Raw genomic sequence first — 24,885 nt, forward strand, 5'->3', positions numbered from 1 at the left:
TCGCTGGCCATCAACCTACGTATTCCGTCCATGCTTCCATCAATTGCCGGGTAATCGGGCCTGGCTTTCCGTCTCCGACTACCTTGCCGTCTACTTTTGTAATCGCCATTGCTCCTTTGGTCGAGCTGCAGATGATCACTTCGTCCGCATTTTTGAGCTCGTTTACTGATACCGGCCGTTCATCCACGTAAATATCCAATTTTCGGGCAAGCCTTAGCAGGTGCTTGCGGGTAATACCGAGGAGAATGTTGTCCGCAGGTGTGATCAGCACACCGTCCCGAACGATCATGAAATTAGACCGGTCCGATTCACGAACGTTGTAGTCGCGGTCTACGTAGAGCGAGTAATCTGCGCCCTTGGCTTTCAGCATTGGCTGAATGCGAATACCCTCGAGGTAATCGATGGATTTCACTTCGGGGAGCTGGCGCTCGTAGTGGTGGAGGTGGATGGAAACGCCCTGTTCGTACTGCTCTGCCGAAGGAGCCTGAAAGGGGTAGGCCATTGCTACCAGGTTAGGGTTGGTTGGGGTATAGCCATCCGGTGAATAGCCTCCGGTAAGGACGAAGCGGATGCCGCCGGAAGGCTCACCGTTGCGTTTGATCAGCTCGTGGACGGCGTCGCGCAGTTCATCCCGGGAAGCTGGCATTTTCAGGTCGAGCAGCTCAGCGCTACGCAGAAAACGATCGAGGTGATCTTCGATGAAGCGCGGTTTTCCGTCCGCGTAGCGGAAGTAATCAAAGATGCCGAAGCCGCGCAGGATGGCGAGGTCGGCTACATTCAGGTCGGCTTCTTCTTTGGGCAGGTACTGGCCGTTCAGGTAGACTATTGGGTACATATTGATTCGTTGGGGTGTTGGTACTTTGGTTCGTTAGGGCGTTGGTTCGTTGGCACTTTGGTGCCTCCCAGGACAACCGCAAACGCGTGAGTTTTATTTTTCGAACAGTCCTGAAGGGGCTTTGCTCATTACAGGCGGCAACTTCAGTTGTCGTAAGGCAGCTAGGACTTTGCGATGGGCGCAAACAAGATTGTCGCTTACCCCCTCCCAGCCTCCCCACATCGCTACGCTGGGGGAGGAGCAATCGCGACAATCTGGTTTGCGCCCTTTGCGATTGTCCCGCGCAGCCTCCGGTGTGTATCACGAGATGCACGGATCCCCCTCTCCCCCGGCCCCTCTCCTCGGGAGAGGGGAGACGTGACAAGCGGCAAGTTCGTGATAGTAGTGCATCTCGTGATACACACAGCCTCCGGAAGTGGTCGCAATATAACGGGCAAATTAATACCTTTAGGCTAACGAAACCCTATTTACACGATGATACGTTTTACCCTGGCTGCCGCGCTCTGTCTTGTGGCGGTTTTCACCATCAAGGCCCAACAGCTTCCCTCCAATCCTGACCCTGATAAATGCTACGTGCGTACTGTTACACCCGATGTATACGAAGTTGAATACGAGGATGTACTGACCTACTCGCGGGAGGAAGCCATGAAGTATGCACACACTTTTCTGGAGATTGAGCTAACTCCGGAATACAGTCAGTGGGAAACAACCACCTATGAAGGTGGTGAAAGTGACGACCCCAACGATTGTCAGGTGCTCTGCTACCGAACCTACCCCGCAACCTATGATACCATCTACAAGCCCGCAGTTGATTCCGTAGGTAACCCGTTTTACAGGGAGATAGAACGCATGTTTCTGGTTGAGCGGGGAGGCCTGTCCAGCTACGAAGAGATCGACTGTGAACTGACCAGCTCCAATATTTTGCCGGTACACTTTGACCTTGGCAGTGCACAGTTTTCGGATCCGGAAAATGCCAAACGCGTTTTGGATAATCGGCTTTTCGGGTTACTGCGTGACCGGCCCAATATTCGCATAGAGATTGGCGCGCATACCGGTTCTCGTGGATCTGAATCCGGAAATCAGAGGCTTACTGAACGTCGCGCCAACTTAATCGCGAGTTATCTAATTTCCCGTGGCATCCATCGTGATCGTTTGGTCGCAAGGGGTTATGGAGAATCCCAATTGAAAAATGGGTGTGCCGACGGAGTGGATTGCTCGGATGATGAACATGAGGCAAATCGTCGGGTGGAGTTCAGGGTCCATAATATCTATTATTGAGTCCTTCCACCTCAGCCATCAGCCCTTTTCGTTCAGCATCCACCATTCGCTCTACCTTCCGGCGGCGGTACCAGTGCTGGAGGTTGTCCAACTGGCGGGCTGACCAGTTGACCGTCAGGAGCGCAACGACGAGCCAGATCTTTAGCGGCCAGGGCAGCAATAACAGTAGGATGGGGTAGAGGAGGAAGGTTCCTCCGGTTACGACAGCGAAGCGTACGGGGCTGTAAAACTCAATGTGTTTTGGCTTGGAGCTGCCGATGTATTCAGCCAGAACCCAGAGTGGGATTTGCGGTAGTTGGAGCAAACCAGCCAGCAATAAACGAAGCCAAATGGGACTTTGCTTCACCACCCGCCTTGCACCTGCGACCGCGCCCACATGAACCCCTTGCCGGTCCAGACGATTGAAAAAACGGGTCAGCGGGGCATCTTCTGCGGGGGTATTGGCGGCAATTTCCAGTTCGCGGTCCAGCTGCGCGCCGTCGTGCGTGATGCCGTGCACGAGGTCCGCATTGTGCCTGGCGCGGTCGAGCTCCAGCCGGGCTTCACCAATAGCTGCACGCTCCCCGTCGGGGAATTGCACGACCAACGGGCTCAGGCGCGAACGCAGGTGCGAAGTGAGGTTTTTGATGGCGGTTGCTTCGCTGCTACGGAACTCGTCCATAAACTCCGAAGCAAGGATCGGCTCCCCGAACCGGATCATCACCTGGTCGCGGACCCGATCAGCGTGCGTGAAGTTACAGCCGACCGGCACGATGTAAACCTCCCGCAGGGTCGCGTCGCGCTGCATTGCCCCCAGGGCAAGGCGTGCCGTCCCTTTCCGCATCGGCCGCAACGCCTTCTCGTGAATGCACCGCCCCTCCGCCAGGTTCATGATGGCTTTGCCCTGGCTGAGTGCCCGGAAGCATGCCTCGAAGGTGCCGAAGTTGTTCTTCAGCTTTCCGTAACCGCCGTCTTGAATTCTGAAGACCGGCAGAATATGAACCGCCGAAAGTAAACCCTTATAAAAACCGTTTTTGAAGAGGTTGCCCCGCGCCAGAAACCAAAGCGTCCGCGGTTGAAAACAGGCCAGGATACAGGGTTCGATAAAAGCCGTCGGGTGGTTCGCCGCCAGCACCACCGCCGCGTCTTTAGGGATGTTCTCCAAACCCGTCAGGTCGATATTGCGGTAATAATAGCGCAGTACATAGCGGGCTACGGGACGGACAAGTTGGTAGATCATTGAGTTGGTTGTGGTTTTCGAAGGCCCGGGGCTGCGCCTCCTGGTACTTGCTGCGTAGTAGCCCGGATGGACAGTTTTTGACCGTATGGGGCCAAAATACAACCCCGCCGTAAAACTCACTTCGAACCTCTTCCGGCGGTAAGCAATTCCGCATCGTAGTTTCGTACCACCATGCTGTCCTGACACAAGTTCCAGAGGTATTGCTTTACAACATCGCCCTCCTGCAATCCGGGTAGGCTCAGGTTGAAACGGAGGTAGTCGTCTTCCGGCGTATCCATCGTCGGCGGTATCCTGACCTGAACCCACTTCAGGGTCTCCGCTCCGCGGCGGTGTTCGGTTACAACGGAGGGGAATTTCCACTTGTCGTAACTGTCGCCGTAGTACGAAAAGGCAAGGCTGGTACCGAGCCAGATGGTTCCTGCTGCTTCTGTAGCCGTAACCTTGTGCTCCAGCAGATTGGTAAATTCCCGGCTGGATTTCGGCGCAACGCTGACGAGGGTGTCGGTTGTCAGCAGTTCAGTAGTGACGTATTCTCCCACGGGCATTTTCTCGTCGGTGTCCAGGTAAACCCGGTCTTTTTTGTCGAGCGAGGTCTTGCCGAATACCTCCCAGTAGTAGGTTCTGTTGGTGAAGTCCAGAGGAATGATCCTTTGGTTGTATTGCCAGTGCTGGAAGAGGTTCAGGAAAATGAACGGCAGAAGGAGTAAGGGAGCGAGGGACCGCAGGTGCAAAGAGCGCTTACTAGTGAAGCGGCCTGTATGGCCTGTACCACCTTCCACGTCTCCCCTCTCCCGAAGAGAGGGGCTGGGGGAGAGGGCCACGTTACCTCGCTCTGCACCTGCGTTCTCGCCCAAAACCCACGCAACAAAAGCCGCCAGCGGCAAAGCCAGTAAAGCGTAGCTCTGCGTAACCGGCCGGCTCCCGAAGGTGTTGCCGTACCACCAGATGTGCCAACTGAAGAGTATGTACAGATTGCCGATCAGGAAAATCACCACGGGAAGTATCCACGCTTTCGGCAAGCGAAATATACCAACGAAAGCCAATGTCATGATTGGCGTATACACCAGCCAACCGCGCCGGTAGCTGAAGAGTCCATCCAGCAAATGTGGTTCCAGCCAGTCGAAACTCAGCCCTGCGTAACCATCCTGCCACCAGCTGCCCGTCCCGACTTTATAATAGATCAACTGGATCGAAAAGACAGCCAGGGCGGCTAAGAATATGGGCAGCGTGCGTTCGAAATTGCGCTTGAAGGTATCCCAATTCTTCAGACCGTAAAAGGCCGGGATCGCAAACACCACAATCTCGGAACTACGCACCAGGCACATCAGACCGATCAGGAGGCCTAATAGTAAGTAGTGGGTAGCAGGTAGTGGGTAGGCGGACAGTGGAGGCGATGTAGACGTTGCGGACGTTACACCTATGGACGATTTCGTCATCACCAGTTTGCTGAAGTAATAAAGAAACACCGAGTACAGCGCAAACAAATATCCGTGCGTCATGTCCGGCTTTTCCACGATGTAGTAGAAGATGTTGGTGCCCAGCCCAACGGCAAGAAGCGTAATCCCCACCACTAAATCAGAAAAGAAAAGCGCTAAGAATCGCTTCAGGTAAAGCAGCCCGAGAAAGGCGAACAGCAGCCCCATCAGTACTACCATGAGCTGGTAGGGATAGCTCATTCCGTCGGCCGGCGCAATGCCCGTCGCCGAAACGATGCCGTGGGTCACCAAAAAAGCCGGCGTCCAGATGACCGACAAGCCGATGTTGTAGATCGGGAAGCGGCCGCCGTCTTCGGTAGGGTTGAGCTGGTAGATGCTGCTGCTGATGTCGTAATCTTCGAAGTGCTGCTCCGCAAAGGCGTAGTGCTCAATGTCACCGTAGATGAAGGCTCCGGGCAGGTAGGCGTAATAGCCGTAGCCATCCCAGGTTATTACGTTGGTCGTGCCCCGAAAGACTTCATTGCGAATCAGGGAAGTGGCCGCCATCACGAGGAAGACGAGCAGAAAAGCAAACCGGGAAATTCTGTTGGGAGATCTCAGCACAGATGCAAGGTAGTGAGCAGGGGACACATTTTTTTTGGGGGAGGATGGTGGGGCTAACGCATAGGCTAGTTAAGCCGTGTTAAACCCCCACCTCAGACCCCTCCTCACGGGGGATGGGCTAGTGAAAACGCTACGCGTTTTTAGGTCAGGATCATTCCTGAAAATTCATTATATGTTCGTGTAAGGAACTTAATTCCTCGAAAGCCAAGAGGGATGGCAGGCGTATAAATCTTGCTAAGCAAATCAAGGATCAAAGATCAAAGATCACCCTTCCTTCCGGCGCGCAGCCAGCAGGTACAGCACGGCCATACGAACGGCAACGCCGTTCTCGACCTGTTCCAGAATGATGCTGTGCTCGGAGTCCGCTACTGCGGTGTCGATTTCCACCCCGCGGTTGATCGGGCCGGGGTGCATGATCACGACGGGTTTGTCGAGCTTATCCACCCGCTGGCGGGTGATACCGAACTGACGGTTGTATTCGCGTAGGCTGGGGATGAATTTAGTGTCTTGTCGCTCCAGTTGGATGCGCAATACGTTGGCTACGTCACACCAGGCGAGGCTTTCGTCTACGTTGTAACTGACCTCGACGCCCATGCTGCTGATGTGCTTCGGGATCAGGGTTGGTGGCCCGCAGACCCTTACGTGTGCTCCCAGTTTGCGGAGGCAGAATATGTTGGAAAGTGCCACCCGGGAGTGGGTGATGTCTCCGAAGATGCAGATGTTTTTCCCACGCAGGTCTCCGCCAACGGCGTCGCGCATCGAGAAAGCATCGAGCAGGGCCTGAGTCGGGTGCTCGTGGGTGCCATCTCCCGCATTGACGATGCTGGCGTCTATCTTGGAAGCAAGAAAATGGTGGGCTCCGGGGGCGGGATGCCGCATCACGACCATGTCGACTTTCATCGCCAGGATGTTGTTGACGGTATCGAGTAGTGTTTCGCCTTTTTTGACCGAAGAACTAGCCGCGCTGAAGTTTACCGTATCTGCGCTCAGGCGTTTCTCGGCAAGCTCGAAGCTGATGCGGGTCCGGGTACTGTTTTCGAAGAAGAGGTTGGCTATCGTCACGTCCCGCAGGCTGGGAACTTTTTTGATCGGCCGGTTGATGACTTCCTTGAATTCACGGGCGGTGTCCAGAATAAGCTCGACGTCTGCGGCGGTCAGGTATTTGATGCCGAGAACGTGCTTGGTGGATAGTTGCTGGTCGGAGGGCATCTGATTGATTAGGAGGTTCGGAGGATGATCTGGTCTTCGCCGTCGGTTTCGGCCCATTGCACCTCAACGTACTCATTGTCAAGGGTGTCGACGGAGAGCCCGCGGTAGTTGGCGCGTACGGGGAGGGTGCGCCGGAAGCGGCGGTCTACCATAACCAGCAGCTCGACCTGGGCGGGGCGGCCGTAGTGGTTGAGCGCGGTGAGGGCACTTACGGTGGTTCGTCCGCTAAAGAGGACGTCGTCCACCAGGACGACCCGTTTGTCTTCTACCAGGAAGTCGATTTCGGTGGGGTGGGGGGTGAGCCCACCCTTTGCGGTCCGGAAGTCGTCGCGGTAAAACGTGGTGTCCAGTTTGCCGTAATCGTAGTCGGTTACGCCCATTTCGGCGAGGCGTTTTCGGAGGCGTTCAGCCAGTTCCACTCCACCGGTTTGGATTCCGATGAGGCAGGTATTGGAGAAATCACCGTGCTCCTCGATCAGGTGGCTACAGAGGCGGGTGATCGTGAGGGCGAAGCGTTCTCGGTTGTGTATGATGCGCTGGGCTGGCATAGGGGCGAAGGTAATCCGTATGAACGTAAATATGTTAGTATTTCCGGCATTTTAGTATCAGGGCGCGGCCGCGGGTGCAGTGAAGGCTTAAGAGCATCGTTTCCCGGCCCGAAGAATATTGCCGTCTCAACCTGCTCTCCCCGGATAATCGACAGCGTAACCATCCGGGAGGCTGAAACACCGCTTACTCACCGCAAGGTCAGGCTTCTGATGCTGTTATGATCGTTACACCCGAGCTGATAGGGCCCGGACAGGCAATCTTTTTTTCCTACCTTAACCGGTATGAATTTCTGTTCCAACTGCGGCTCGAATACGATAGGACTGATTGTTCCCCAGGGAGACAACCGCGAACGTTACGTTTGCGGAAACTGCGGGATCATCCACTACCAAAACCCAAATATTGTCGCCGGCTGCCTGCCCGTGTGGGAAGACAAAGTGCTGTTGTGCCGGCGGGCGATAGAACCCCGCCTCGGTTTCTGGAACGTACCCAGTGGCTACCTTGAAAACGGAGAATCCGTTGAAGACGGCGCTAAACGGGAAGTATGGGAAGAAGCCGCCGCAAAGGTGGAATTAGACTATCTCATCACGCTTTACAATCTCCCAAAGATCAACCAGATTTATCTCCAGTTTGTCGGTGAACTGGTAGGCGGAGCGTTTGGTGTAGGAGAGGAGAGCTCGGAGTGTGCTCTTTTTACCGAGAAAGCCATCCCCTGGGAGGAGATGGCTTTCACTTCGTCTACGTTTACCCTCCGGCGCTATTTCGAGAACAGACGCCTGGGTAAAAAAATACTGCACCGGGGGGCCTATCCGGATCTCTGATCGAAATCCGGAAACGAGGCATCCCTGGTTTTAATTTAGTTGCCGAGGGGCACAAGTACGCCGCCATTGATACCAATGTAGCGCTGCCGGATTTCGGAGTCGTCCAGGTCTGACTGATCGGTGAAGCTGCCATTGTAACGGCCTTCAACGAACAGTTTCAGCCCGATATCGATCGTGAGGCCGCCTACTGCGGTGAACTCGAGGCCACTGCGGTTGATACGGTCGGCATCGAAGTCCACATCCCGTTCGCCGTTGAGGTCGGTAACGGTTCCGGACACAGCGTAGGAGAAGGACGGCCCCGCACCAACGTAAAAACCGATCCCCTCAGGACGGCCGAAGTTCAGTTTTACCAGCGCACCGAGATCGACAAAGGAAACGGTACGTTCGAAGGAAGCGATGGAGCCCAGGGAAGCATCGATGGAGTAGCCACGGTTAAGGTAGTTGAGTTCGGGCTGAATGCTGATGATGTCGGTACCGAGGGGAATGTCGAGGAAAATACCCAGCATCAGGTTGGATTCACCGTCGGTTTCTATTTCGGCATTGTCGAAATCAATGGAAGCGTCGGTAGCGTTGACGCCAGCGCGGAGCCCAAAATATTGAGCAGACAGGGGAGCGGCCAGAAAAAGAACCGCCAGGAGAGATAGGAATGATTTACGCATGGATTTGCTTGATTTAAATGATTGAATCATCCGTAAAACGTGAGCCATTTTACCCGTGTTCGACGCTGAAATGTTAAGTGTCAAACATCTCTTTGCACCTGCGGCCGCGCCCCTTCCGAGGGCTTCTTTCAAGCAGTCAAATCCGGTTCTCTGCTTTTACTCCTTGCTTAGCATCGTTACCGCTCTTTTTAAATCCTCAGGAGTGTCGATCCCGATTGCCGGAAGATCGGTGAGGCCCACCTGAATCGAGTACCCCGCCGCCAGCCAGCGGAGTTGCTCCAGTGATTCGTCTCCTTCCAGCTCCCCTTTGGGCAGCGAGGTCAACTCCGGTAATATCTCCGAGCGGTAGGCATAAAGCCCCAGGTGCTGCAGGTGTTTCTTCTGGTCGATCCACTTGCCTACCGGTACATCGCGCAGGAACGGGATGGCGTGCCGGCTGAAGTACAATGCGCGGCCCGAGCTGCTGCGTACCACCTTCACCACGTTGGGCGAAAGTAATTCCCGCTCCTGCGTTATCGGCCGTGCGAGGGTGGCAATGGCAACTTCGGGGTCGGCAAAGGGCGCTACAACCGCTGCTATTTGCAAAGGGTTGATGAAGGGCTCGTCTCCCTGTACGTTTACGATTATTGTAGCCTCCGGGAAGTGCGCTGCGACCTCGGCAACGCGGTCTGTTCCACTGGGGTGATCGTTTCTGGTCATCATCACTTCTCCGCCGAAGCTGAGTACGTGATCGAAGATTCTCTGGTCGTCGGTAGCAACGACGACCCGGTGGATGTCTTCGGTACTGCTCACGCGCTCGTACACGCGTTGGATCATCGTTTTACCGGCCATGTCGGCCAGGGGTTTGCCGGGGAAGCGGGTACTGTTGTACCGGGCTGGTATAATTGCCAGGGTCATAAAGAGCGTATTTAGCGTTTTGTGGATTGGGCGGGTGCTAAGCGCTAAACGACCATCTCCGCCAGCTCTTCCCGGATTTCAACGTGGTTGCCTTCCAGAATAGCGAGGTTCTTTTCTTCCCTGGCAAGCGTATCGTCGAAGCGGGCGAAATTACCTTCGATTCTTACGCGCAGGTTGGCGATGTAAGCTTTCAGTTTTTCTTCGAGTTCGGCGGCCAGCTTTTGGCGGCCAACTACTATTTCTGCTTCGAAACCGTCTACGATGCGTTTGCGCTTGCCCCGGGTGCTGAAGCCCGCGAACAATACACCGACGGTAGTGAGTATGCCTCCGGAAATGTCGAAAACAGAAGCCGAAGAGAGGGCCATCAGCACAACGCCAAGTGCTGCGATGCCGCCGCCCGCGGCGAGGTTCGGCGTCAGGTTTTCGCGGTCGGCGAAGAGTTCTTCGTCGGTGAAGTTTTCGGTTTTGGAGACGAAGCGATTGAACTGGTCCTGCAGGTCGCGGAGTACGTTTTCGCGCCGCTCGGCGATGTCGCTGAAGATTTCGTGATCGTTCTTCAGGATGGTTTCGCTGCTGCGGATTTTCAGGTCGATCACCTTCACCATTTGTTGGATGGAATCGGCCAGGTCGATCACGTTATCGTTCAGCCGGGCGCGCATTTTGGTGTTGAGCTCTTCTTCCAGGTCTTTGGCGAGGTTGCCGAGCCACGTCTTGGCGTCGGGCGTGGAGCCGAACGTAGCCGAGAGGCTACGCTTCATGAGTCCGAAAATGCTGAGGCCGCCCTTTAGCTCTTCGAGTTTGCTGCGCGTGATGCCGTCGTACGTCAGTAGCAGGTTCTCGACCATGAGGTCTACCTGTTTGTTGCTTTGGCTGGTTTGTTCGTCCAGCGTTTCCTGGATATCCTGACGGAAGAAAGTATCGGCTTCGAACTGGCGGCGGCGCAAGAGTAGCCCGTCGGCGATGCGTTCGTTGATGGTTTGCGCCGTCAGGATGCTGTTGTTCAGTTTCAGGCCGGGGGCTTTGCCCCCGGTGATGTTTTCGGTAATGTATTTACGCAGCGGAGCGTAGCCGCTGTCGGCGTCTCCTTCGTCTTCGGCCTTTGCACTGACGGCAAACACTTTGGGATCATCGATGCCTTCTTTACGGGCTTTTTCGGCTACGCCTTCGAGGTTTACTTTTAACTCGTTTTCGTTGGCGAGGTCTTTTTGTTGCAGTACGAAGATGGTCTTCTTGCGCCAGTCGCCGTGGATGTATTTGAAGAAGTCCCAGGCCGACTGCCGGTAGGGGTTTTTAGCTTCGAAGACGAAAACGATGAGGTCACTGGCCGGGATGAACTGCTCGGTGATTTCCTGGTGGTGCTCCACGATCGTGTTCGTGCCGGGCGTATCTACAATAGCGATTTCCTTTAGGATTTCGACGGGGATGAAGATCTTCTTCAGGTACTTGTTGACCGTTACCGTCCGCTCTTCTTCGCCATAGATGATTTGCTGGATGGTGTCCGTCATCGGTTGCGGAGCAGCCTTGGTGATCTCCCGGCCGGTGGCCAGCAGGGCGTTCACGAAGCTCGATTTCCCGGCTTTCACTTCGCCTACAATCACGAACATGAAGGGCTCGAAAATACGGTTGCGTAGTTCACTGACCGTTTGGGCCATCTCTTCATGCCCGATGCGCAGCGTCAGTTCGTGGAGGTTTTTGATGATCTCTTCGAGGCGGGCGCGTTTGGCCTGTAGGTTAGCGTCGATCAGATTTGCCATATATTAGTAGGTAGTTCGTAGTCGGTAGTGTGTAGTGCGGGCAATGGTGGGGCAAGGTACGAAGTCTTCGGGAGTCGAGAGTTTGGAGTCTGGAGTCTGGAGTCGGGAGTCTTGAGTCGCTGCCGCGCTGGCCGTTCGCTGCGCTACGCTTGCTCACCTTTGGCCGAGTTTGGAGTCCGGAGTCGGGAGTCGGGAGTCTTGAGTCGCTGCCGCGCTGGCCGTTCGCTGCGCTACGCTTACTCACCTTTGGCCGAGTTTGGAGTCCGGAGTCTTGAGTCGGGAGTCTTGAGTCGCTGCCGCGCTGGCCGTTCGCTGCGCTACGCTTGCTCACCTCTGGCCGAGTTTGGAGTCGGGAGTCGGGAGTCGGGAGTCTTGAGTCGCTGCCGCGCTGGCCGTTCGCTGCGCTACGCTTGCTCACCTTTGGCCGAGTTTGGAGTCGGGAGTCGGGAGTCGGGAGTCTTGAGTCGCTGCCGCGCTGGCCGTTCGCTGCGCTACGCTTACTCACCTTTGGCCGAGTCGGGAGTTGGGAGTTGGGAGTCTTGAGTCTTGAGTCTTGAGTCGCTGCCGCTGTTTCCACTCACTGTGCGGGGCTTGTTCGCCTGAGGTGAGCAAGCGCAGCGCAGCAAACGGCTAAAGCGGTAGCGACTCCCGACTCCTCGCGCAGCGACTCCCGACTCCCGACTCAAGACTCCCGACTCAAGACTCCTCGCGCAGCGACTCCTCACGCAGCGACTCCCGACTCAAAGACTCATTCCCACATCTCCGCTTCCAGCCCCGCAATCAGTCGTACGGCGTTTTTCCAATACAGTTTTTCCAAAACGGACACGGGCAGATCCAATCCGTACATTTTCCAGAAAGCGTGATAGCGTTTGTAGTAGGGGAAGTATTCATCGTCGGACTCCAGTACGCGGAAGTAGGTGGCGTACTCGCCGGGATTGTAAGCGTCTTTGCCGAAGAGAACCCGATCCTGGTATTTCTCGAAGAACCGGTTGGCGGCACGGGGCTGACGGCCCAGTTCGGCGATGACGGCACCAATTTCGACGTTTACGTTGGGGTTGTCGTCCAGGAAGGCGCCGAGGCGGGTCAGGTCGTTGCCGTACCAGGCCATGTGGGCGGCGATGAAGTTGGTGTTGGGGTGTTTTTTGAAAAGATCGTGGGCTTCGCCCGCGATGGTTTCCCAGCTGACGCGTTCGTTTTCCTGCTTACGGTTGGGTTTGAGTTTCAGCTCCAGCCAGCGCTCGTTGTTTTCGTCGTGGGGTTGCCAGAACTGCTTGGGGTCGGCGTAATGAATGAGTACGGGCCAGTTGAATTCTCCCGCGAGCTCGAAAATAGGGGCCAGCCGGGGATCGTTGATTTTGATCCGGTTGCCTGCGTTGTCGGTGTGGGTCATCCCTTGTGATTTGTAGATCTTCAGGCCCCGTGCACCCACGCTTTTATCGAACCGCAACTGGGCGAGGGTAGACTCCAGGTAGTCAGGGTCATCGATGCTGCGGATGTTGATATTGGTGAAGCAGATGATCCGGTCCTGGTACCCGCTTTTATTGATGTTGTCCATCATGCCTTTCAGGGCCTCGCCGCCCCGGCCACTAAGGTTCACGATGGCTTTCATGTTCAGCTCGTCCATCTCACTGATCAGTTTGTCCAGATCCTGGGTGCCCAAGCGCCAGTGGTGACTGTGGACATCGACGAAGGGGATGCTGGCCGAAGTTATAATGTGCTCGGGCACGACCAGGCTGCTGGGTGGGTCGTAGTCCTCGAAACTTACCGTTAGGGTAGAGTCTACTTTTTTGCGCTGTTGGGAAAAGAGAAGTACCGGAAGGACGAAGAGAAGGAATAAGGATAGAAGCCGCATATTGTTGATTTTGTCGGGGGGCAAGGTAAGGTTAATATTACGTTTGTAGTACAACCGGTTTGTCGTAAGCGTAACGGGAGCCAACCAGATTGTCGCACAACCCCTCCCTGTTTCCCCAGGTCGCTACGCTGGGGGAGGAGCAATCTCGACAACCTGGTTTGCGCCTGCGTCCGCGCCGCTTTATACGCGAACTACTTTGTTCGGGTAATAAAAATCGATGGGTTCAGGCATCTTCCACTTCTTCGCCGGGAGATATAGTCTTCAGCAGACAAAAAGCCTTTGGTGGTGCGTCAACCATTTTGTCTCACAACCCCTTCCCAGCCTCCCCACATCGCTAAGCTGGGGGAGGAGCAATGACGACAAACTGGTTTGCGCCGGCTCTAGAATGGTGTATTTGGTGATATCTGTGAACGTATTAACTATTTTCTTACACTAAAATAACAGAGCATCTGAACAACGGTCCATCAAAATTGTCTTGGTGTAACGACTAATTCCTGGACAGTAAACTTTTCTATGGCGTCATCCTCAGACCCAACTCCACTTAGCCGATTTTTTTCTTTGCTGAGACCTGACCGAAAAGACATCGGTTATGTTTACCTGTACGCCGTACTGATCGGAATCCTCTCCCTGGTGAGCCCTCTGGGTGTTCAGGCGATTATTAACCTTATTGCAGGTGGTAGCTTCAATGCTTCGCTTGTTATTCTCGTAGCCGTGGTAACCGGCGCGTCCGTACTGGTCGGAACCCTGAAAGTGATGCAATATGTAATTGCGGAAACCCTTCAGCGGCGCTTGTTCAGCAGGGCTTCATTCGAGTTTGCTTACCGGCTGCCCCGGATAAAACTTGAAGAACTCAAAAACGATTATCCGCCGGAACTCGTCAATCGCTTTTTCGACGTAATCACGGTCCAGAAAGGGATGCCCAAAATTTTGCTGGATTTCAGCGGTGCCGTAATGCAGGTCATCTTCGGCCTCGTGCTGCTGTCGTTGTACCATCCCTTCTTTGCTGCCTTCGGTGGAGCTTTGCTACTGTTGCTCTTTTTGATTTTGCGGGTGATGGCACCTACCGGGCTGGCCACCAGCCTGAAAGAAAGTAAATACAAGTATAGGGTAGCCGGATGGCTTGAGGACATCGCCCGGGCCAGCAACACTTTTAAACTGGCCGGCGGGGAACGCCTGACCATGTCGCGGACCAACGAGTTGCTGGAAGGTTACCTCGATGCCCGCAAAGCGCACTTCCGGATACTGTTGTACCACTACGGAGGCCTGATCGGTTTTCAGGCGCTCGTGACGGCTTGCTTTTTGCTGTTGGGAGGGATTTTGGTCACCGAAAACCAGATAAATATCGGCCAGTTCGTTGCGGCCGAAATCGTGATCCTTCTCATCATCAGTTCTGCAGAGAAACTGATTTTTACCCTCGATGCCGTGTACGATACCCTTACGGGTGTCGAGAAAATCGGTACGGTCACTGACCTGAAGCTGGAAGGGGAGGGCATGCTGAATTTTGAAACCGTTGATACCGGCAGCGGCATAGCGGTGAAGGCCGCTAACCTGAGTTTTGTATATGGTGACTCCGGCACCCAGGCCATCAAAGGAATCAGCTTCGATATTGCCGCTAACGAGCGGATATGTATTGCCGGCTACAATCGCTCCGGTCGTTCAACGCTCGTTCAATTGCTTTCCGGCATCCGGCAGGACTTCTCCGGATCATTGGCTTACAACGGGGTACCGATTGCAAACTTCCAACTGGAAAGCCTGCGGCGGGCCATCGGTGATTATACCACTGAGGAAAGCATTATTCCCGGGACGATCATCGACAACATCTGTCTCGGGCATCCCGACGTAAGTTTTGCTGATGTGCAGTGGGCGCTGGGCGTTGCCCAGCTCAACTCCTGGATGTCTGAACAACCACGTGGTTACGATACCGAACTGATCACCGAAGGCCTTAATGTACCCAGTTCGGTACGCAGGCGGTTGTTACTGGCCAGAGCCATCGTGCGTAAGCCCCGCTTGTTGGTACTTGGCAACCTGCTCGACCAACTGGAGCCGTTGATTCGCCGCGAGATCGTGACACAACTCGCGGATAAACGCCAGGCCTGGACGTTGGTAATCCTGAGCAACGAGCCCGAAATCGTAAAGGCCTGCAACCGGGTGATGGTTTTCCGTCGTGGGCAAATCCTGCTTGAAGGTACGCCCGATGAGGTGTTGAACCACCCGCCAACGAAAGAAATCTGGAATGTAACCAACGGTACTTCCTGAGCCCCTTGATACCTTCTGAACCCGGGGCTGAAGCCCGATCATATTTGGTAAATTATGTTGAACCTCTCCCGACAACGTGTACTACATAACGTGACTTCCATGAACCTGTCTGCTTTAGAAAAAGTGGACTTGCCCAATGGTCAGTACTTATTCCGCAGGTGGATCATGGTAGGCCTCATCTTCTTCCTCATCCTGTGTTTTATGCCCTGGACTCAGAATTTCCGGGCAAAAGGAAATGTCACCTCGCTGGGGGCCGCTGATCGTCCCCAGTCGGTCCACGCAACTATTCCCGGAAGAGTAGAAGCCTGGTACTTGCTTGAAGGAGATACTGTGCGAAGAGGCGACACGATCGCCCGCCTTAGTGAGGTGAAGTCTGACTACTTCGATCCCCAACTCATTGAACGAACTGCGGCTATGCGCGACGCAAAAAGCAACAGCGCCGATGGCTACCTGGCTAAGGCTGCTGCACTCGACCGGCAGATTGCTACTATGCGGCAGGAACTGGTCCTGAAACTGGAACAAGGGCGTAATAAACTCGAGCAGAGCAGGCTCTACGTTTCCACCCTGGAGGCCGATCTGGCGCAGCAGGAAGCCCAGGTGGCGGTTGCTGCCTTTCAGGAAGCGCGTACCGATAGCCTGTACGGGCGCGGCCTGAAGTCGCTGTCTGATGCCGAAGCAAAACTCCTGAAAACGAGAGAAGCAAGGGCCAAACTGACGGCACTGCAGAACAAACTCGATCAGGCGAAAACCGAAGTGGAACAGACCGAGCTGAGCCTCGCCACAATTGAACCGACCTATCAGGGTAAGATCGCTAAAGCACAAGGTGATCGGCAAAGCGCCATGACGCAGTATTATACCGCAGTTGGTGACGTCGCTAAGCTCGAAACCAGCGAAACGAACTACCGTATCCGTCGCGACTTTGGCTATGTTACCGCGCCTCAGGACGGTGTAGTTGGTAAAATTCTCACCCCCGGTATCGGCGAAACGGTCAAGGAAGGAGAGGCTATCGTTACGATTTTGCCCAGAACTTTCCGCTCGGCAGTAGAAATGTTTGTGGAACCCTTCAATTTACCATTGGTGAGCATTGGCCAGGAGGTTCGCTTCATCTTTGACGGTTGGCCCGCCGTTGTGTTCAGTGGTTGGCCAGGCATGAGTTACGGTACTTTTACGGGGAGTGTGGTCGCGATCGACAATACCGTTGACCGCAAAGGACTTTACCGGGTACTTGTTGCTCCGTCAGAAGATGGCCGGTCCTGGCCAACCGCGCTGCGACCGGGCTCGGGGGCGGAGGGAGTTGTATTGCTGGGCAATGTGCCATTGTGGTACGAAGGATGGCGTCAGTTGAATGCCTTCCCGCCCGACTTTTACCAGGTTGACCGTTACCAGACCAAGTCTGAAGAAGGCCTGAAGGTTAAAGCGCCCGTTCGGACGGTTATTAAGTAACATATAATCCGGCTTGAGGACGAAGAGCCGGGGCAGAGATAATCAGGCACGAGTGCAGGTGCAGAATTTCGTTTTTAAATAGCAATGTAGGCCGATGAGAAAGATAGTTTTGTTTACCCTGCTCCTTACAACTTTCACAGCTCCTGCGTCCGCGCAAAATATACTTTCGTTGGAGGAAGTAAAGGCCTGGGTTATGAGTAATCATCCGTTGGCACAGACGGCAGACGCCGTTGAAGAACGGGGCATCGCAGAGGCGCTGGCCAGCCGCGCAGCCCTCGATCCCAAAATAGATATTGCGTACGATCGCAAGGATTTCAAGGGCACGGAATACTACGATTACGGCAAGGCGGAGGTCAGCTGGCAAAGCCCGTATGCACTGAAGATTGCCGGGGGCTACCAAGTGGCCGAAGGCACCTACCTCAACGCAGAAAGGACCCTGCCGGAGCAAGGCCAGGCCTACCTGGCGCTTAAATTACCATTGCTGCGCGGGCTCCTCACCGACGAAACCAGAATCGGCCTCCGAAAAGGAGAACTGGCCGCCGACCGCCAGCGTGCGGCAGCCGATGTGATCCGTAATGATTTGCGGTACGACCTTCGCGTACGCTACCTGGAATGGGCTTTTACCGACGCTTCCGTTATACTGAACGAAGAAATAGAGGCCGCACTGCAACAACGTCTGGTGGATTACCGACAACTTGTACGGCAGGGAGATAAGCCTGCCGTAGACACACTGGAGGCGACCGTTTATCTCGGCCTTCAGCGCCAGGCGGTAGCCGCCGCACGGGTAGACCGCGATCTTGCCGGCCAGGCACTGGCCGAACTGTACTGGCCACTCACCCCCAACGACAGCCCCGAAGCTTTTCCCGTCTCCGTAGGGCCACTCCCTGATACCTCCGCGCTGGCCAGGCATCCACAACTGACCGAGCTTTCCCTCGCATTGGCCGACGCCAGGCTCAGCCTGGAACTGAAAAACGAAGCCCGCAAACCAACCCTCAACCTGGAATATTACCTGCTGGGCGACGGCTTCGATCTGCCCGAAACCGATAACGTCCTGTCCGAAGCCTATAAAATGGGCTTGACGGCAAGCTATCCGTTGCTCAACCGCAAAGCAAGAGCCGGAGCGCAGTTGGCTCAGCTTAAAGTAGTTGAATCCGGAAACAAACTGACCGACAAGAGTCAGGCACTGCGAACAAAAGCACTCGCCTATCGCCAGGCTATCGAGGATTACACCAGCCAGATCGCCTCCGGCGAACTTTTGGCCGATCAGGCCGCCCGCCTACTCGCCGCCGAACAGGAACTGTTCGCGCTGGGGGAGAGTACCCAATTCTTGGTCAATACCCGCCAGCAAGCCCTGCTCAAAGCACGGTTGAGTGTGGTGAAACTACGCTTCGCACGGGAGAAGCTGGTAGCTACCTACCGTTTCCTTTTGGCAGTGGAGTAGCGAAAGTTGGGCCTCCGGAAATCATTACTTCGTTACAGGCGGTTTCTCTTTGGTGATTCGCCTGAGAGATAAGTAGGGCATGCCCCGCATCGTTGCGCCCTTCAGGGACTGTCGGGCCGTGCCTACAGCACCACTGCCCCAATTTACCCTCACATCTCCACGACTAAGCGTCAGCGGGAGATTAGCTCGTTGGATCGGTATTGAGTAGCGGGATATTGGCGGTAATCACGCCGTTACGATTTCATCCGTCAGGAGTGATAAGTTGCGTGTTTACTGTATATTGGCAGGGCTAAAGCGCAACTGGTGTACAGCAGAGATATGAGGTATACGCGCAATGCGTGTGTAATTGTGTTAGCGGCAACTAAGAAAAACAAAAAAACAAATGAATTATATATTAACAACATATATTCATCCTTTAGAAAATAGGATTCTATTAAGTGAGAATAGAAAACTATTCCTTGATAATCTTAGGACAGATGAGGAGATAGAAGAACTATATGAAATAATAAATACCTCTTACAATAATGTACCTGAAGCATACTCCTTTGGAGATATGAGATTCCCTCCTGAGCATGAAAATAAAGACATTATCACGATTGAACTTACAATTAATCGATTTTTAGAGAGCCTGCCTAAATCGGAATACGTTGAAAAATTCAAGGACAAATTAACTCAAGATAATAGCCTAAAAAACCTTGCTCAAATGTGGGTGGTCATAAGATACGATGCAGATGAATCACATTCTCAACCAAGTTCAAAACTCATAATAAACACGAAGTTCTTAGTAGATGAAGAATCAGACACAAAAGAGCTAAATTGGTTTGACGGTACACATATTAGGTTTAAGAAGTTTGAAGAAGCATATCACTATTCTTCATTTCTTTCTCACTTAATAGTACCAGACCAAGACGACGATTATTACGGAGATTTAATTGTGCCATATGAACAAGACTTTAATCAACTTAATCACATCAATAGAGAACTGAATAGAAATATAGTTTTTTTCTGCTTATCACTTCCAAGAGATAATTCTGAACATTCTCCTCCATGGAAGTATCAATTATCAATTAGTTTAAATAATATAATTGACTGGGCAAATCAAATAGAGCCAATTTTAAATGACGAATACGATACTATTATGTATATCGGTTCTTTATTAGCGAATGTCAATAGCAAAATAAATGATGATAAGCAAAAACTGGTTTCTTTAGTAGGTGTGATAGAACTTCTATTAACCCATAACCCTAATTTTAATCGATTCAATGTTGAAGATTCAATTAGCAAACAATTCAAATTAAAGACTTCGATTTTGTTGTACAAGAATGATGATTCAATTGACCTGATCGAAACGAAAAAATTATTAACTACAATTTATAATCAGAGGTCAAATATCGCTCATGGTAATTTTAAAGCAATAAAAAAATATATTAAATCATTAGGGAAGTATGATGACGGAGACGAGAAAGGATTTGATGTATTAGTTGGTAAAGTGTATGAGATTTTAAGGGTTGTTCTGAAAGAATATATAAAAGACCCAAAATACATACACTTCTTAAAAGATAATTAAAAGATGCACCGAACAATGGCTAAAACGGCAAGTGGGGCTATGCGCCCCACCTGCGTTTAGCCGGGACGTTGGCTGCAATAAAAAAATAGAATCATGGTTGATAATTTATTAAGATCACTTAAGCAGTGTAAGATAAATAATGATTATTCATTGATAATTGATCAAGTCAGCAAAGTTTCTAAGTCTAGAAAGAAGTCAATAATTAAGGATGTTGAAGCTACCATTACTGATATGATTGTAGTACCAGGCAAGGTAAATTATATCTCATCCTTACTAATTGTCGGATATTTTATCGATGAGAAGGAATTTAATAATAGAGTTTTGAGAATGTCTGTTTTAAGGCACAGTACATATATTAACAAATCTTCATCACCTATTAAGTATTACATAGAAAATTTACAGAAAATAAAATCGCTAATTATTGTTCCGGAAATAGCTGAATACTTTGAAAATTTAAAAAAAATGGAAGTTCTTTATGACGAAATGAAATCTACATATAAAGGTATTGTAAAAGAGTTACAGAGAATCAATTCAAGGTACAGAAGATCTTCAGATAAATTTATTAGAACGATTTTAGGATATGCTGAATATATATTTGAGCCACTTAATGTAGGCAATAGGAATGTAGATGCAATAATAGACTCACAATATTTCAATAAAGAGCAGTTACTTGAAGGTATATCGTTTCTTATTCAAGAGTATGACGATAGATATGAACTTACTGCACAGGACACTAATGGAGTCGATAAAAGTCTTATTGAAAATGGCACACTAGAAAAATTGACATTTGAGGCAACTATTTTAAAACTGTTAATGGAACAAGAAATTATGGTCGAATCATTAGAGTACAGTTGTACTGTTGATGACGGTCGCCTTATCTTTTATTGGTCTAATGAGAGAGCCGCAAAATGTTCGAGTATCCAAGGAATATTTAGTCAATCACAAAATGTTGTTGATTATAAACGGAATATGAAGAACTTGGAGGGTGCATTATCAGATGAACTATTTTTACAGTATATATGGGATCACGTAGAGAATGTTGTAATATTTTTGGAAGAACCTTATTCCAGATATGTTCCAAAGATAGATTCTACTCTTTTGAGTTTAGCATTTTCTCAGGATAAAAGAACATTTACTCAGCAGGAGTGGGCTAATGAGATAGCAATTTCTAAGCAGATGAATATGACGTATGATCAAATTCGAGATTTCAAGGTGTCTAATTCGCTTACAATGTTTGAGTTTACTGTCTTGAATAGGATGTTTAGGTTGATGTATTTTGCGTACTCACTACGGCTACGTACGACAGATGATTCATCGACTACGATCATTAGCTATCCGCTGTTTTCATTTGAGAAAGATATTTATAGTCTTTTTGAATATTCAATGCTACCTCAAAGCAAAATAGATGAATATTTGGATTCTTTAACTTGGGAAGCAGGAAAAGATAAATTTCTTGATTTGCAATATAATCCTATATTGTTCATTGATGGAATATATATTTACTTGCCAACTGTGGGTTATGAGTCAAATTTAGGGAGAAACGTTTTTTTAAATCAAGCACGTAAGAAAATTAACCTAAATTCACTTAAAACTAAATCATATGATCAACTGATAAGCAGAATAGAAAAATTGCTATCAGCTAATGGATTTGATGTTTTAAAAGAGGTTGATGTGAAGTTCCTTTATAAAGGAAAACCAAATTCTGATATAGACATTTTTGCAGTTAAAAATAATTTAGTTTTAGTAATCGAATGTAAAGACGGGATTGAGCCGATTTCTGTATATGAAGATAGAACAGTCCTAGGAGTTATGCAAAAGGCTGGTTCTCAGTTAGAATACAATTGTGCTGCTTTAGATGATGATAGAATATGGGAGCAGTTCGCTAAATTGGTCAAATTAGGAGACAGGAAAGACTATAAAGTTAAAGGATTAGCTGTAACTACTAATAGACGCATGTGGGGATTCGAAGCTAATGGATTCAGTGTAAGAACAATTAATGAACTTGAGAATTTTTTTGAGAGGGGGACGTGGAGGCTCGCCCAGCTAGATGGAAAGATATCAAGCTTTAAGTTAAGAGATGGTGAAAATTGGACTCTTAATGACTTGATTAGGTTTATTAATCCCAAGACTTCTATTCATAGACATGCTTATGATAGCTCAAGTTATAGCATATTAAACGTAAGAAACAATATCTATTTGCAACAATGGTATTTAGATTATGAAGATCTAATTAATAGATTGAATGCCTATGAAGAAGAATAATTATATGCAGCCAACACTTAAAGCTCAAAGGCAGCCCTGACGCAGTCGGGCCTGCCGTTGCGCTTTTGTTGGACTAACCCGCCATCCCACGATCCGGCCCTATGGGCATTGAACCAAAGCCGCCTGTCCGGATCGTGGGAAAGGAGGCGCAAAGCCATGGTTCACAGGGAAGAACAAGAGGCCGGTAAGTCAAAAATCCAGGCTGGAATCCGTTGATTTTAGCTAAAATGCGGTCGGGGTCGCCGAGGACTTTGCCGTAGAAGTATTTCAGCGCACAGCAAAGGGTGTTGAGGGTGGATTTTCCTGTTGATTTTTCCCGCTCGGCAAGAAAGACGAGGATATCCCGGGCGGTGATGGCATCGGCTTCCGCATGGTGGTATTCCATAAGGTCGCGCAGCGACCGGGCGTAGTTGATAATGGTACTCGATGTCATATCCGCAACCCGTAAATGGGCCACGAACCGGTCGAGATCCGGCTGACAATCGAGGTGGTGGGCTATCTGAGCCCGGGACTTTTTTTAGTCACGATGGAATGGTTTGGTTAATAGGTAAGATAGGGGTATTTTTAGGAGGCGGGTTGGTCATGGCGCGGTAGCGGTTGGCGCGAAGCGGCTTAGTTCAACACAGCGCCACCGTCAACCGGGCTAAGGCCCGGCTGCGTTGGTGCATCCGTTGTACGAAACAACAAAATAGTATAATTGAAGATTAAGCTATACTCAATAAATTACATGCTAAATGAAACACTTGCTGCTAACAGCTTCACTATTATTGCTTTCCACTAGTTTCTTGATGGGGTATGATGTAGAATATACTGTCATGGCTCAAAGTGGACTTCAACTGCGTGAAGGCCCTGAGATTGATTCAAAGGTTTTAGTATCCATACCTTTTGGTAAGCATGTTTTAGGAAAAGGGATGCCATTCGATGTACAACAATATTATGAGTATGGTGAATTAGATGCTATAGATGCTAAATACAGGTTTACTTCAGAGGGGCTTAATGGTTTCTGGCATCATGTTTCATTCGAGGATATCGAAGGATTCGTTTTTAGTGGGTACCTAATAAGAGGAAGTTTTATTACTGAGCCTAACGATACATTGTCCTATGTGATGTTTGAGCATGGTTTCAGTTGCGACCCTATTGAATTTTCTAATAATTATAACTACTATGAATTATCCCATACTTCAGACTCTATTAAGTTGAGAGAAATATACATCCAGTTCGAGTTGAGACAACATTTCTCAACTGAATTGAAAGAAAAATATGACGATATATGGTTTAATTTCCCATTCAGAATAATTGTAAATTCGGAATTTGGGAATAGCTTTATTTTGGGGTCAGCAAATAAGCTAGAAACATACGAAGATGAAAATCTATTGAATGAATATCAAAGTGGCTATAATGACAGGTGTAAAGAATTTGGATTTTTGTATCCAGAGCAGACGTACAAATTTTATTACAGAAATACGAACCATGTGTTGCGAGGTGTTGCATTCGTAGATGCTAATGATAGCAAAAATGAAATTAAGTATGGTATTTCGTATTCAGTTACCAATAGGAGTTTTAACCTGAATGAGATACCGTTAGAGTTAAGGGGTCAGCAGAGTTTAAGACGCCACGCTGACTTTAATACGCCAATTATCATATTAGTGACGGATGTCAATCAGGATGGAATTCTTGATGTGTTAATTGCAAGTCATACTATGACCGAGAGTTGTGGAATTTGTTGGTACAAGGATCTTTATATTTCTGAGAGAGGCAAAAATATCACGATTAGGCATGCAAGCAGATCAACTGTCTGTAATTGTGTGACCTAATCAAAGTGGAATTCATATAACACAGGCTATGACGTCCATGCTCCTGCGTCGCACGGCGCATAGCCAACCGTTGGCATCAATTAAAAAAAAGAAAAAATCAATGCAAATTAGAGAAGCTACAGAAAAAGATTTCGAGCCAGTCTGGGAAATATTCAGAGAGGTAATCAAAACTGGCGATACTTATACTTTCTCACCAAAAACGCCAAAATCTGATTTGAAAAAATATTGGTTTGCAGATTATATGAAAACATTTATTGCAGAGGAAGGAAACAAAATATTAGGCACCTATATTATCAAGCCAAATCAAATTGATTTAGGAAATCATATTGCTAATTGCAGTTATATGGTTAATCCAGAAGAACAAGGAAAAGGCATTGGGAAAAAGTTATGCGAGCATTCAATTTCTTTTGCTAAAGAAAGTGGGTACTTCGGAATACAATTCAATATTGTTGTGAGTTCAAATATAGGAGCTGTAAAATTGTGGAAAAAATTTGGATTTAGAATAATAGGTACAACACCGAAAGGATTCAGACATGCCAGATTAGGTTTGATAGATACCTATATAATGTTCAAAGAGTTATAGCTTCAAAGCTTAAGAAATAACAAAAAAAGAAAATTCACCCAACACTTAAAGCTCAAAGGCAGCCCTGACGCAGTCGGGCCTGACGTCGCGCTTTTGTTGGACTAACCCGCCATCCCACGATCCAGTTTGCGCCCTTATCTTATGGTAATTTACACTTTTGCCGCTGAAAATCACTTACGGATCTTACGGTTTTACCGTACTTTGCGAGCGGCCGGATGGCTGGTACCTTGCTGATTTCAGGATCGTTAATTGGTTTGAGCCGGGGCTTTGTCTTCCCAACTTTCGTTCCACATTAGAGAGGAGGTGACAAGAAAACCAGGAGGAACAACCTGATGGAGCCATAGAAAGCGCACGCTTCAACGGCGGCGGGCGCCTGTTTGAGCCGTACAAGGCAATTTTACCAGACCGTC

Annotated in this window: 19 protein-coding genes; 9 read left to right on the forward strand and 10 right to left on the reverse strand. The window is 50.2% G+C overall.

All coding sequences use genetic code 11. From position 1 onward, the window contains the following. Nucleotides 1-10 precede the first annotated feature (10 nt). Nucleotides 11-835 carry an aminotransferase class IV gene (locus FUA23_RS06470; protein WP_147929911.1) on the reverse strand — a complete coding sequence of 275 codons (825 nt, stop codon included), beginning with the start codon at nt 833-835 and terminating at the stop codon, nt 11-13. Nucleotides 836-1,309: 474 nt separating this feature from the next. Here FUA23_RS06470 and FUA23_RS06475 point away from each other — a divergent pair, with 474 nt between their 5' ends. Next, a complete protein-coding gene (locus FUA23_RS06475; protein WP_147929912.1) occupies nt 1,310-2,113 on the forward strand; it encodes an OmpA family protein in 804 nt (267 codons plus the stop codon). Here the strand turns inward: FUA23_RS06475 and FUA23_RS06480 are convergent. The 4 genes from FUA23_RS06480 to pyrR form a co-directional block, all read right to left on the reverse strand. Further along, a complete protein-coding gene (locus FUA23_RS06480; protein WP_147929913.1) occupies nt 2,088-3,332 on the reverse strand; it encodes a 1-acyl-sn-glycerol-3-phosphate acyltransferase in 1,245 nt (414 codons plus the stop codon). The genes FUA23_RS06475 and FUA23_RS06480 overlap by 26 nt on opposite strands. A gap of 116 nt (nt 3,333-3,448) precedes the next feature. Continuing rightward, nucleotides 3,449-5,371 (reverse strand): hypothetical protein, encoded by a 1,923-nt coding sequence (locus tag FUA23_RS06485; protein WP_147929914.1) that lies wholly within the window; start codon nt 5,369-5,371, stop codon nt 3,449-3,451. Nucleotides 5,372-5,635: 264 nt separating this feature from the next. Continuing rightward, nucleotides 5,636-6,580, reverse strand: a complete 945-nt coding sequence (locus FUA23_RS06490) for an aspartate carbamoyltransferase catalytic subunit (protein WP_147929915.1) — start codon at nt 6,578-6,580, stop codon at nt 5,636-5,638. Between the two features lie 8 nt (nt 6,581-6,588). Then, the gene (gene pyrR, locus FUA23_RS06495) at nt 6,589-7,128 is read right to left on the reverse strand and encodes a bifunctional pyr operon transcriptional regulator/uracil phosphoribosyltransferase PyrR (RefSeq protein ID WP_147929916.1); all 540 of its coding nucleotides are present in this window, start codon (nt 7,126-7,128) and stop codon (nt 6,589-6,591) included. Nucleotides 7,129-7,410: 282 nt separating this feature from the next. On the opposite strand from pyrR, the gene FUA23_RS06500 reads away from it, so the two are divergent. Beyond that, nucleotides 7,411-7,947 (forward strand): NUDIX hydrolase, encoded by a 537-nt coding sequence (locus FUA23_RS06500; RefSeq protein WP_147929917.1) that lies wholly within the window; start codon nt 7,411-7,413, stop codon nt 7,945-7,947. 35 nt (nt 7,948-7,982) lie between these two features. On the opposite strand, the gene FUA23_RS06505 is transcribed toward FUA23_RS06500, so the two are convergent. The 4 genes from FUA23_RS06505 to FUA23_RS06520 all read right to left on the reverse strand — a co-directional run bounded on the left by FUA23_RS06505 (nt 7,983) and on the right by FUA23_RS06520 (nt 13,109). Continuing rightward, nucleotides 7,983-8,606, reverse strand: a complete 624-nt coding sequence (locus FUA23_RS06505) for a porin family protein (protein ID WP_187270913.1) — start codon at nt 8,604-8,606, stop codon at nt 7,983-7,985. 156 nt (nt 8,607-8,762) lie between these two features. Beyond that, the gene (gene kdsB, locus FUA23_RS06510; protein ID WP_147929919.1) at nt 8,763-9,503 is read right to left on the reverse strand and encodes a 3-deoxy-manno-octulosonate cytidylyltransferase; all 741 of its coding nucleotides are present in this window, start codon (nt 9,501-9,503) and stop codon (nt 8,763-8,765) included. Nucleotides 9,504-9,547: 44 nt separating this feature from the next. Beyond that, nucleotides 9,548-11,257: a dynamin family protein gene (locus FUA23_RS06515; RefSeq protein WP_147929920.1), complete on the reverse strand. Its 1,710-nt coding sequence runs from the start codon at nt 11,255-11,257 to the stop codon at nt 9,548-9,550. A gap of 748 nt (nt 11,258-12,005) precedes the next feature. Then, nucleotides 12,006-13,109 carry an amidohydrolase family protein gene (locus FUA23_RS06520; RefSeq protein ID WP_147929921.1) on the reverse strand — a complete coding sequence of 368 codons (1,104 nt, stop codon included), beginning with the start codon at nt 13,107-13,109 and terminating at the stop codon, nt 12,006-12,008. 513 nt (nt 13,110-13,622) lie between these two features. Here FUA23_RS06520 and FUA23_RS06525 point away from each other — a divergent pair. The 5 genes from FUA23_RS06525 to FUA23_RS06545 all read left to right on the forward strand — a co-directional run bounded on the left by FUA23_RS06525 (nt 13,623) and on the right by FUA23_RS06545 (nt 22,078). Continuing rightward, nucleotides 13,623-15,365 (forward strand): peptidase domain-containing ABC transporter, encoded by a 1,743-nt coding sequence (locus tag FUA23_RS06525; RefSeq protein ID WP_147929922.1) that lies wholly within the window; start codon nt 13,623-13,625, stop codon nt 15,363-15,365. A gap of 99 nt (nt 15,366-15,464) precedes the next feature. Then, nucleotides 15,465-16,808: an HlyD family secretion protein gene (locus FUA23_RS06530; RefSeq protein WP_147929960.1), complete on the forward strand. Its 1,344-nt coding sequence runs from the start codon at nt 15,465-15,467 to the stop codon at nt 16,806-16,808. 94 nt (nt 16,809-16,902) lie between these two features. After that, nucleotides 16,903-18,249, forward strand: coding sequence for a TolC family protein (locus tag FUA23_RS06535; RefSeq protein ID WP_147929923.1), 1,347 nt, complete (start codon nt 16,903-16,905; stop codon nt 18,247-18,249). 382 nt (nt 18,250-18,631) lie between these two features. Continuing rightward, nucleotides 18,632-19,816, forward strand: coding sequence for a HEPN domain-containing protein (locus tag FUA23_RS06540; RefSeq protein WP_147929924.1), 1,185 nt, complete (start codon nt 18,632-18,634; stop codon nt 19,814-19,816). Between the two features lie 93 nt (nt 19,817-19,909). Further along, the gene (locus FUA23_RS06545; protein WP_147929925.1) at nt 19,910-22,078 is read left to right on the forward strand and encodes a hypothetical protein; all 2,169 of its coding nucleotides are present in this window, start codon (nt 19,910-19,912) and stop codon (nt 22,076-22,078) included. A gap of 73 nt (nt 22,079-22,151) precedes the next feature. Here the strand turns inward: FUA23_RS06545 and FUA23_RS06550 are convergent, their stop codons facing one another. Continuing rightward, nucleotides 22,152-22,535: a phage integrase N-terminal SAM-like domain-containing protein gene (locus tag FUA23_RS06550; protein ID WP_262713696.1), complete on the reverse strand. Its 384-nt coding sequence runs from the start codon at nt 22,533-22,535 to the stop codon at nt 22,152-22,154. Between the two features lie 277 nt (nt 22,536-22,812). Between FUA23_RS06550 and FUA23_RS06555 the strand changes: the two genes are divergently transcribed. Beyond that, nucleotides 22,813-23,892, forward strand: coding sequence for a hypothetical protein (locus tag FUA23_RS06555; protein ID WP_147929927.1), 1,080 nt, complete (start codon nt 22,813-22,815; stop codon nt 23,890-23,892). 28 nt (nt 23,893-23,920) lie between these two features. Then, nucleotides 23,921-24,475, forward strand: a complete 555-nt coding sequence (locus FUA23_RS06560) for a GNAT family N-acetyltransferase (RefSeq protein WP_222706996.1) — start codon at nt 23,921-23,923, stop codon at nt 24,473-24,475. Nucleotides 24,476-24,885: the final 410 nt, after the last annotated feature.

The organism is Neolewinella aurantiaca, from assembly GCF_008014675.1.
GTDB classification, from domain to species: Bacteria; Bacteroidota; Bacteroidia; order Chitinophagales; family Saprospiraceae; genus Neolewinella; species Neolewinella aurantiaca.

Excerpts from the sequence above, each read along its gene's own strand:
- FUA23_RS06540 (WP_147929924.1), top strand. The coding sequence starts at position 18,632 with ATGAATTATATATTAACAACATATATTCATCCTTTAGAAAATAGGATT.
- pyrR (WP_147929916.1), bottom strand. The coding sequence starts at position 7,128 with ATGCCAGCCCAGCGCATCATACACAACCGAGAACGCTTCGCCCTCACG.
- FUA23_RS06505 (WP_187270913.1), bottom strand. The coding sequence starts at position 8,606 with ATGCGTAAATCATTCCTATCTCTCCTGGCGGTTCTTTTTCTGGCCGCT.
- FUA23_RS06530 (WP_147929960.1), top strand. The coding sequence starts at position 15,465 with ATGAACCTGTCTGCTTTAGAAAAAGTGGACTTGCCCAATGGTCAGTAC.
- FUA23_RS06475 (WP_147929912.1), top strand. The coding sequence starts at position 1,310 with ATGATACGTTTTACCCTGGCTGCCGCGCTCTGTCTTGTGGCGGTTTTC.
- FUA23_RS06515 (WP_147929920.1), bottom strand. The coding sequence starts at position 11,257 with ATGGCAAATCTGATCGACGCTAACCTACAGGCCAAACGCGCCCGCCTC.
- kdsB (WP_147929919.1), bottom strand. The coding sequence starts at position 9,503 with ATGACCCTGGCAATTATACCAGCCCGGTACAACAGTACCCGCTTCCCC.
- FUA23_RS06545 (WP_147929925.1), top strand. The coding sequence starts at position 19,910 with ATGGTTGATAATTTATTAAGATCACTTAAGCAGTGTAAGATAAATAAT.
- FUA23_RS06560 (WP_222706996.1), top strand. The coding sequence starts at position 23,921 with ATGACGTCCATGCTCCTGCGTCGCACGGCGCATAGCCAACCGTTGGCA.
- FUA23_RS06500 (WP_147929917.1), top strand. The coding sequence starts at position 7,411 with ATGAATTTCTGTTCCAACTGCGGCTCGAATACGATAGGACTGATTGTT.
- FUA23_RS06535 (WP_147929923.1), top strand. The coding sequence starts at position 16,903 with ATGAGAAAGATAGTTTTGTTTACCCTGCTCCTTACAACTTTCACAGCT.
- FUA23_RS06470 (WP_147929911.1), bottom strand. The coding sequence starts at position 835 with ATGTACCCAATAGTCTACCTGAACGGCCAGTACCTGCCCAAAGAAGAA.
- FUA23_RS06480 (WP_147929913.1), bottom strand. The coding sequence starts at position 3,332 with ATGATCTACCAACTTGTCCGTCCCGTAGCCCGCTATGTACTGCGCTAT.
- FUA23_RS06525 (WP_147929922.1), top strand. The coding sequence starts at position 13,623 with ATGGCGTCATCCTCAGACCCAACTCCACTTAGCCGATTTTTTTCTTTG.
- FUA23_RS06490 (WP_147929915.1), bottom strand. The coding sequence starts at position 6,580 with ATGCCCTCCGACCAGCAACTATCCACCAAGCACGTTCTCGGCATCAAA.
- FUA23_RS06520 (WP_147929921.1), bottom strand. The coding sequence starts at position 13,109 with ATGCGGCTTCTATCCTTATTCCTTCTCTTCGTCCTTCCGGTACTTCTC.
- FUA23_RS06555 (WP_147929927.1), top strand. The coding sequence starts at position 22,813 with ATGAAACACTTGCTGCTAACAGCTTCACTATTATTGCTTTCCACTAGT.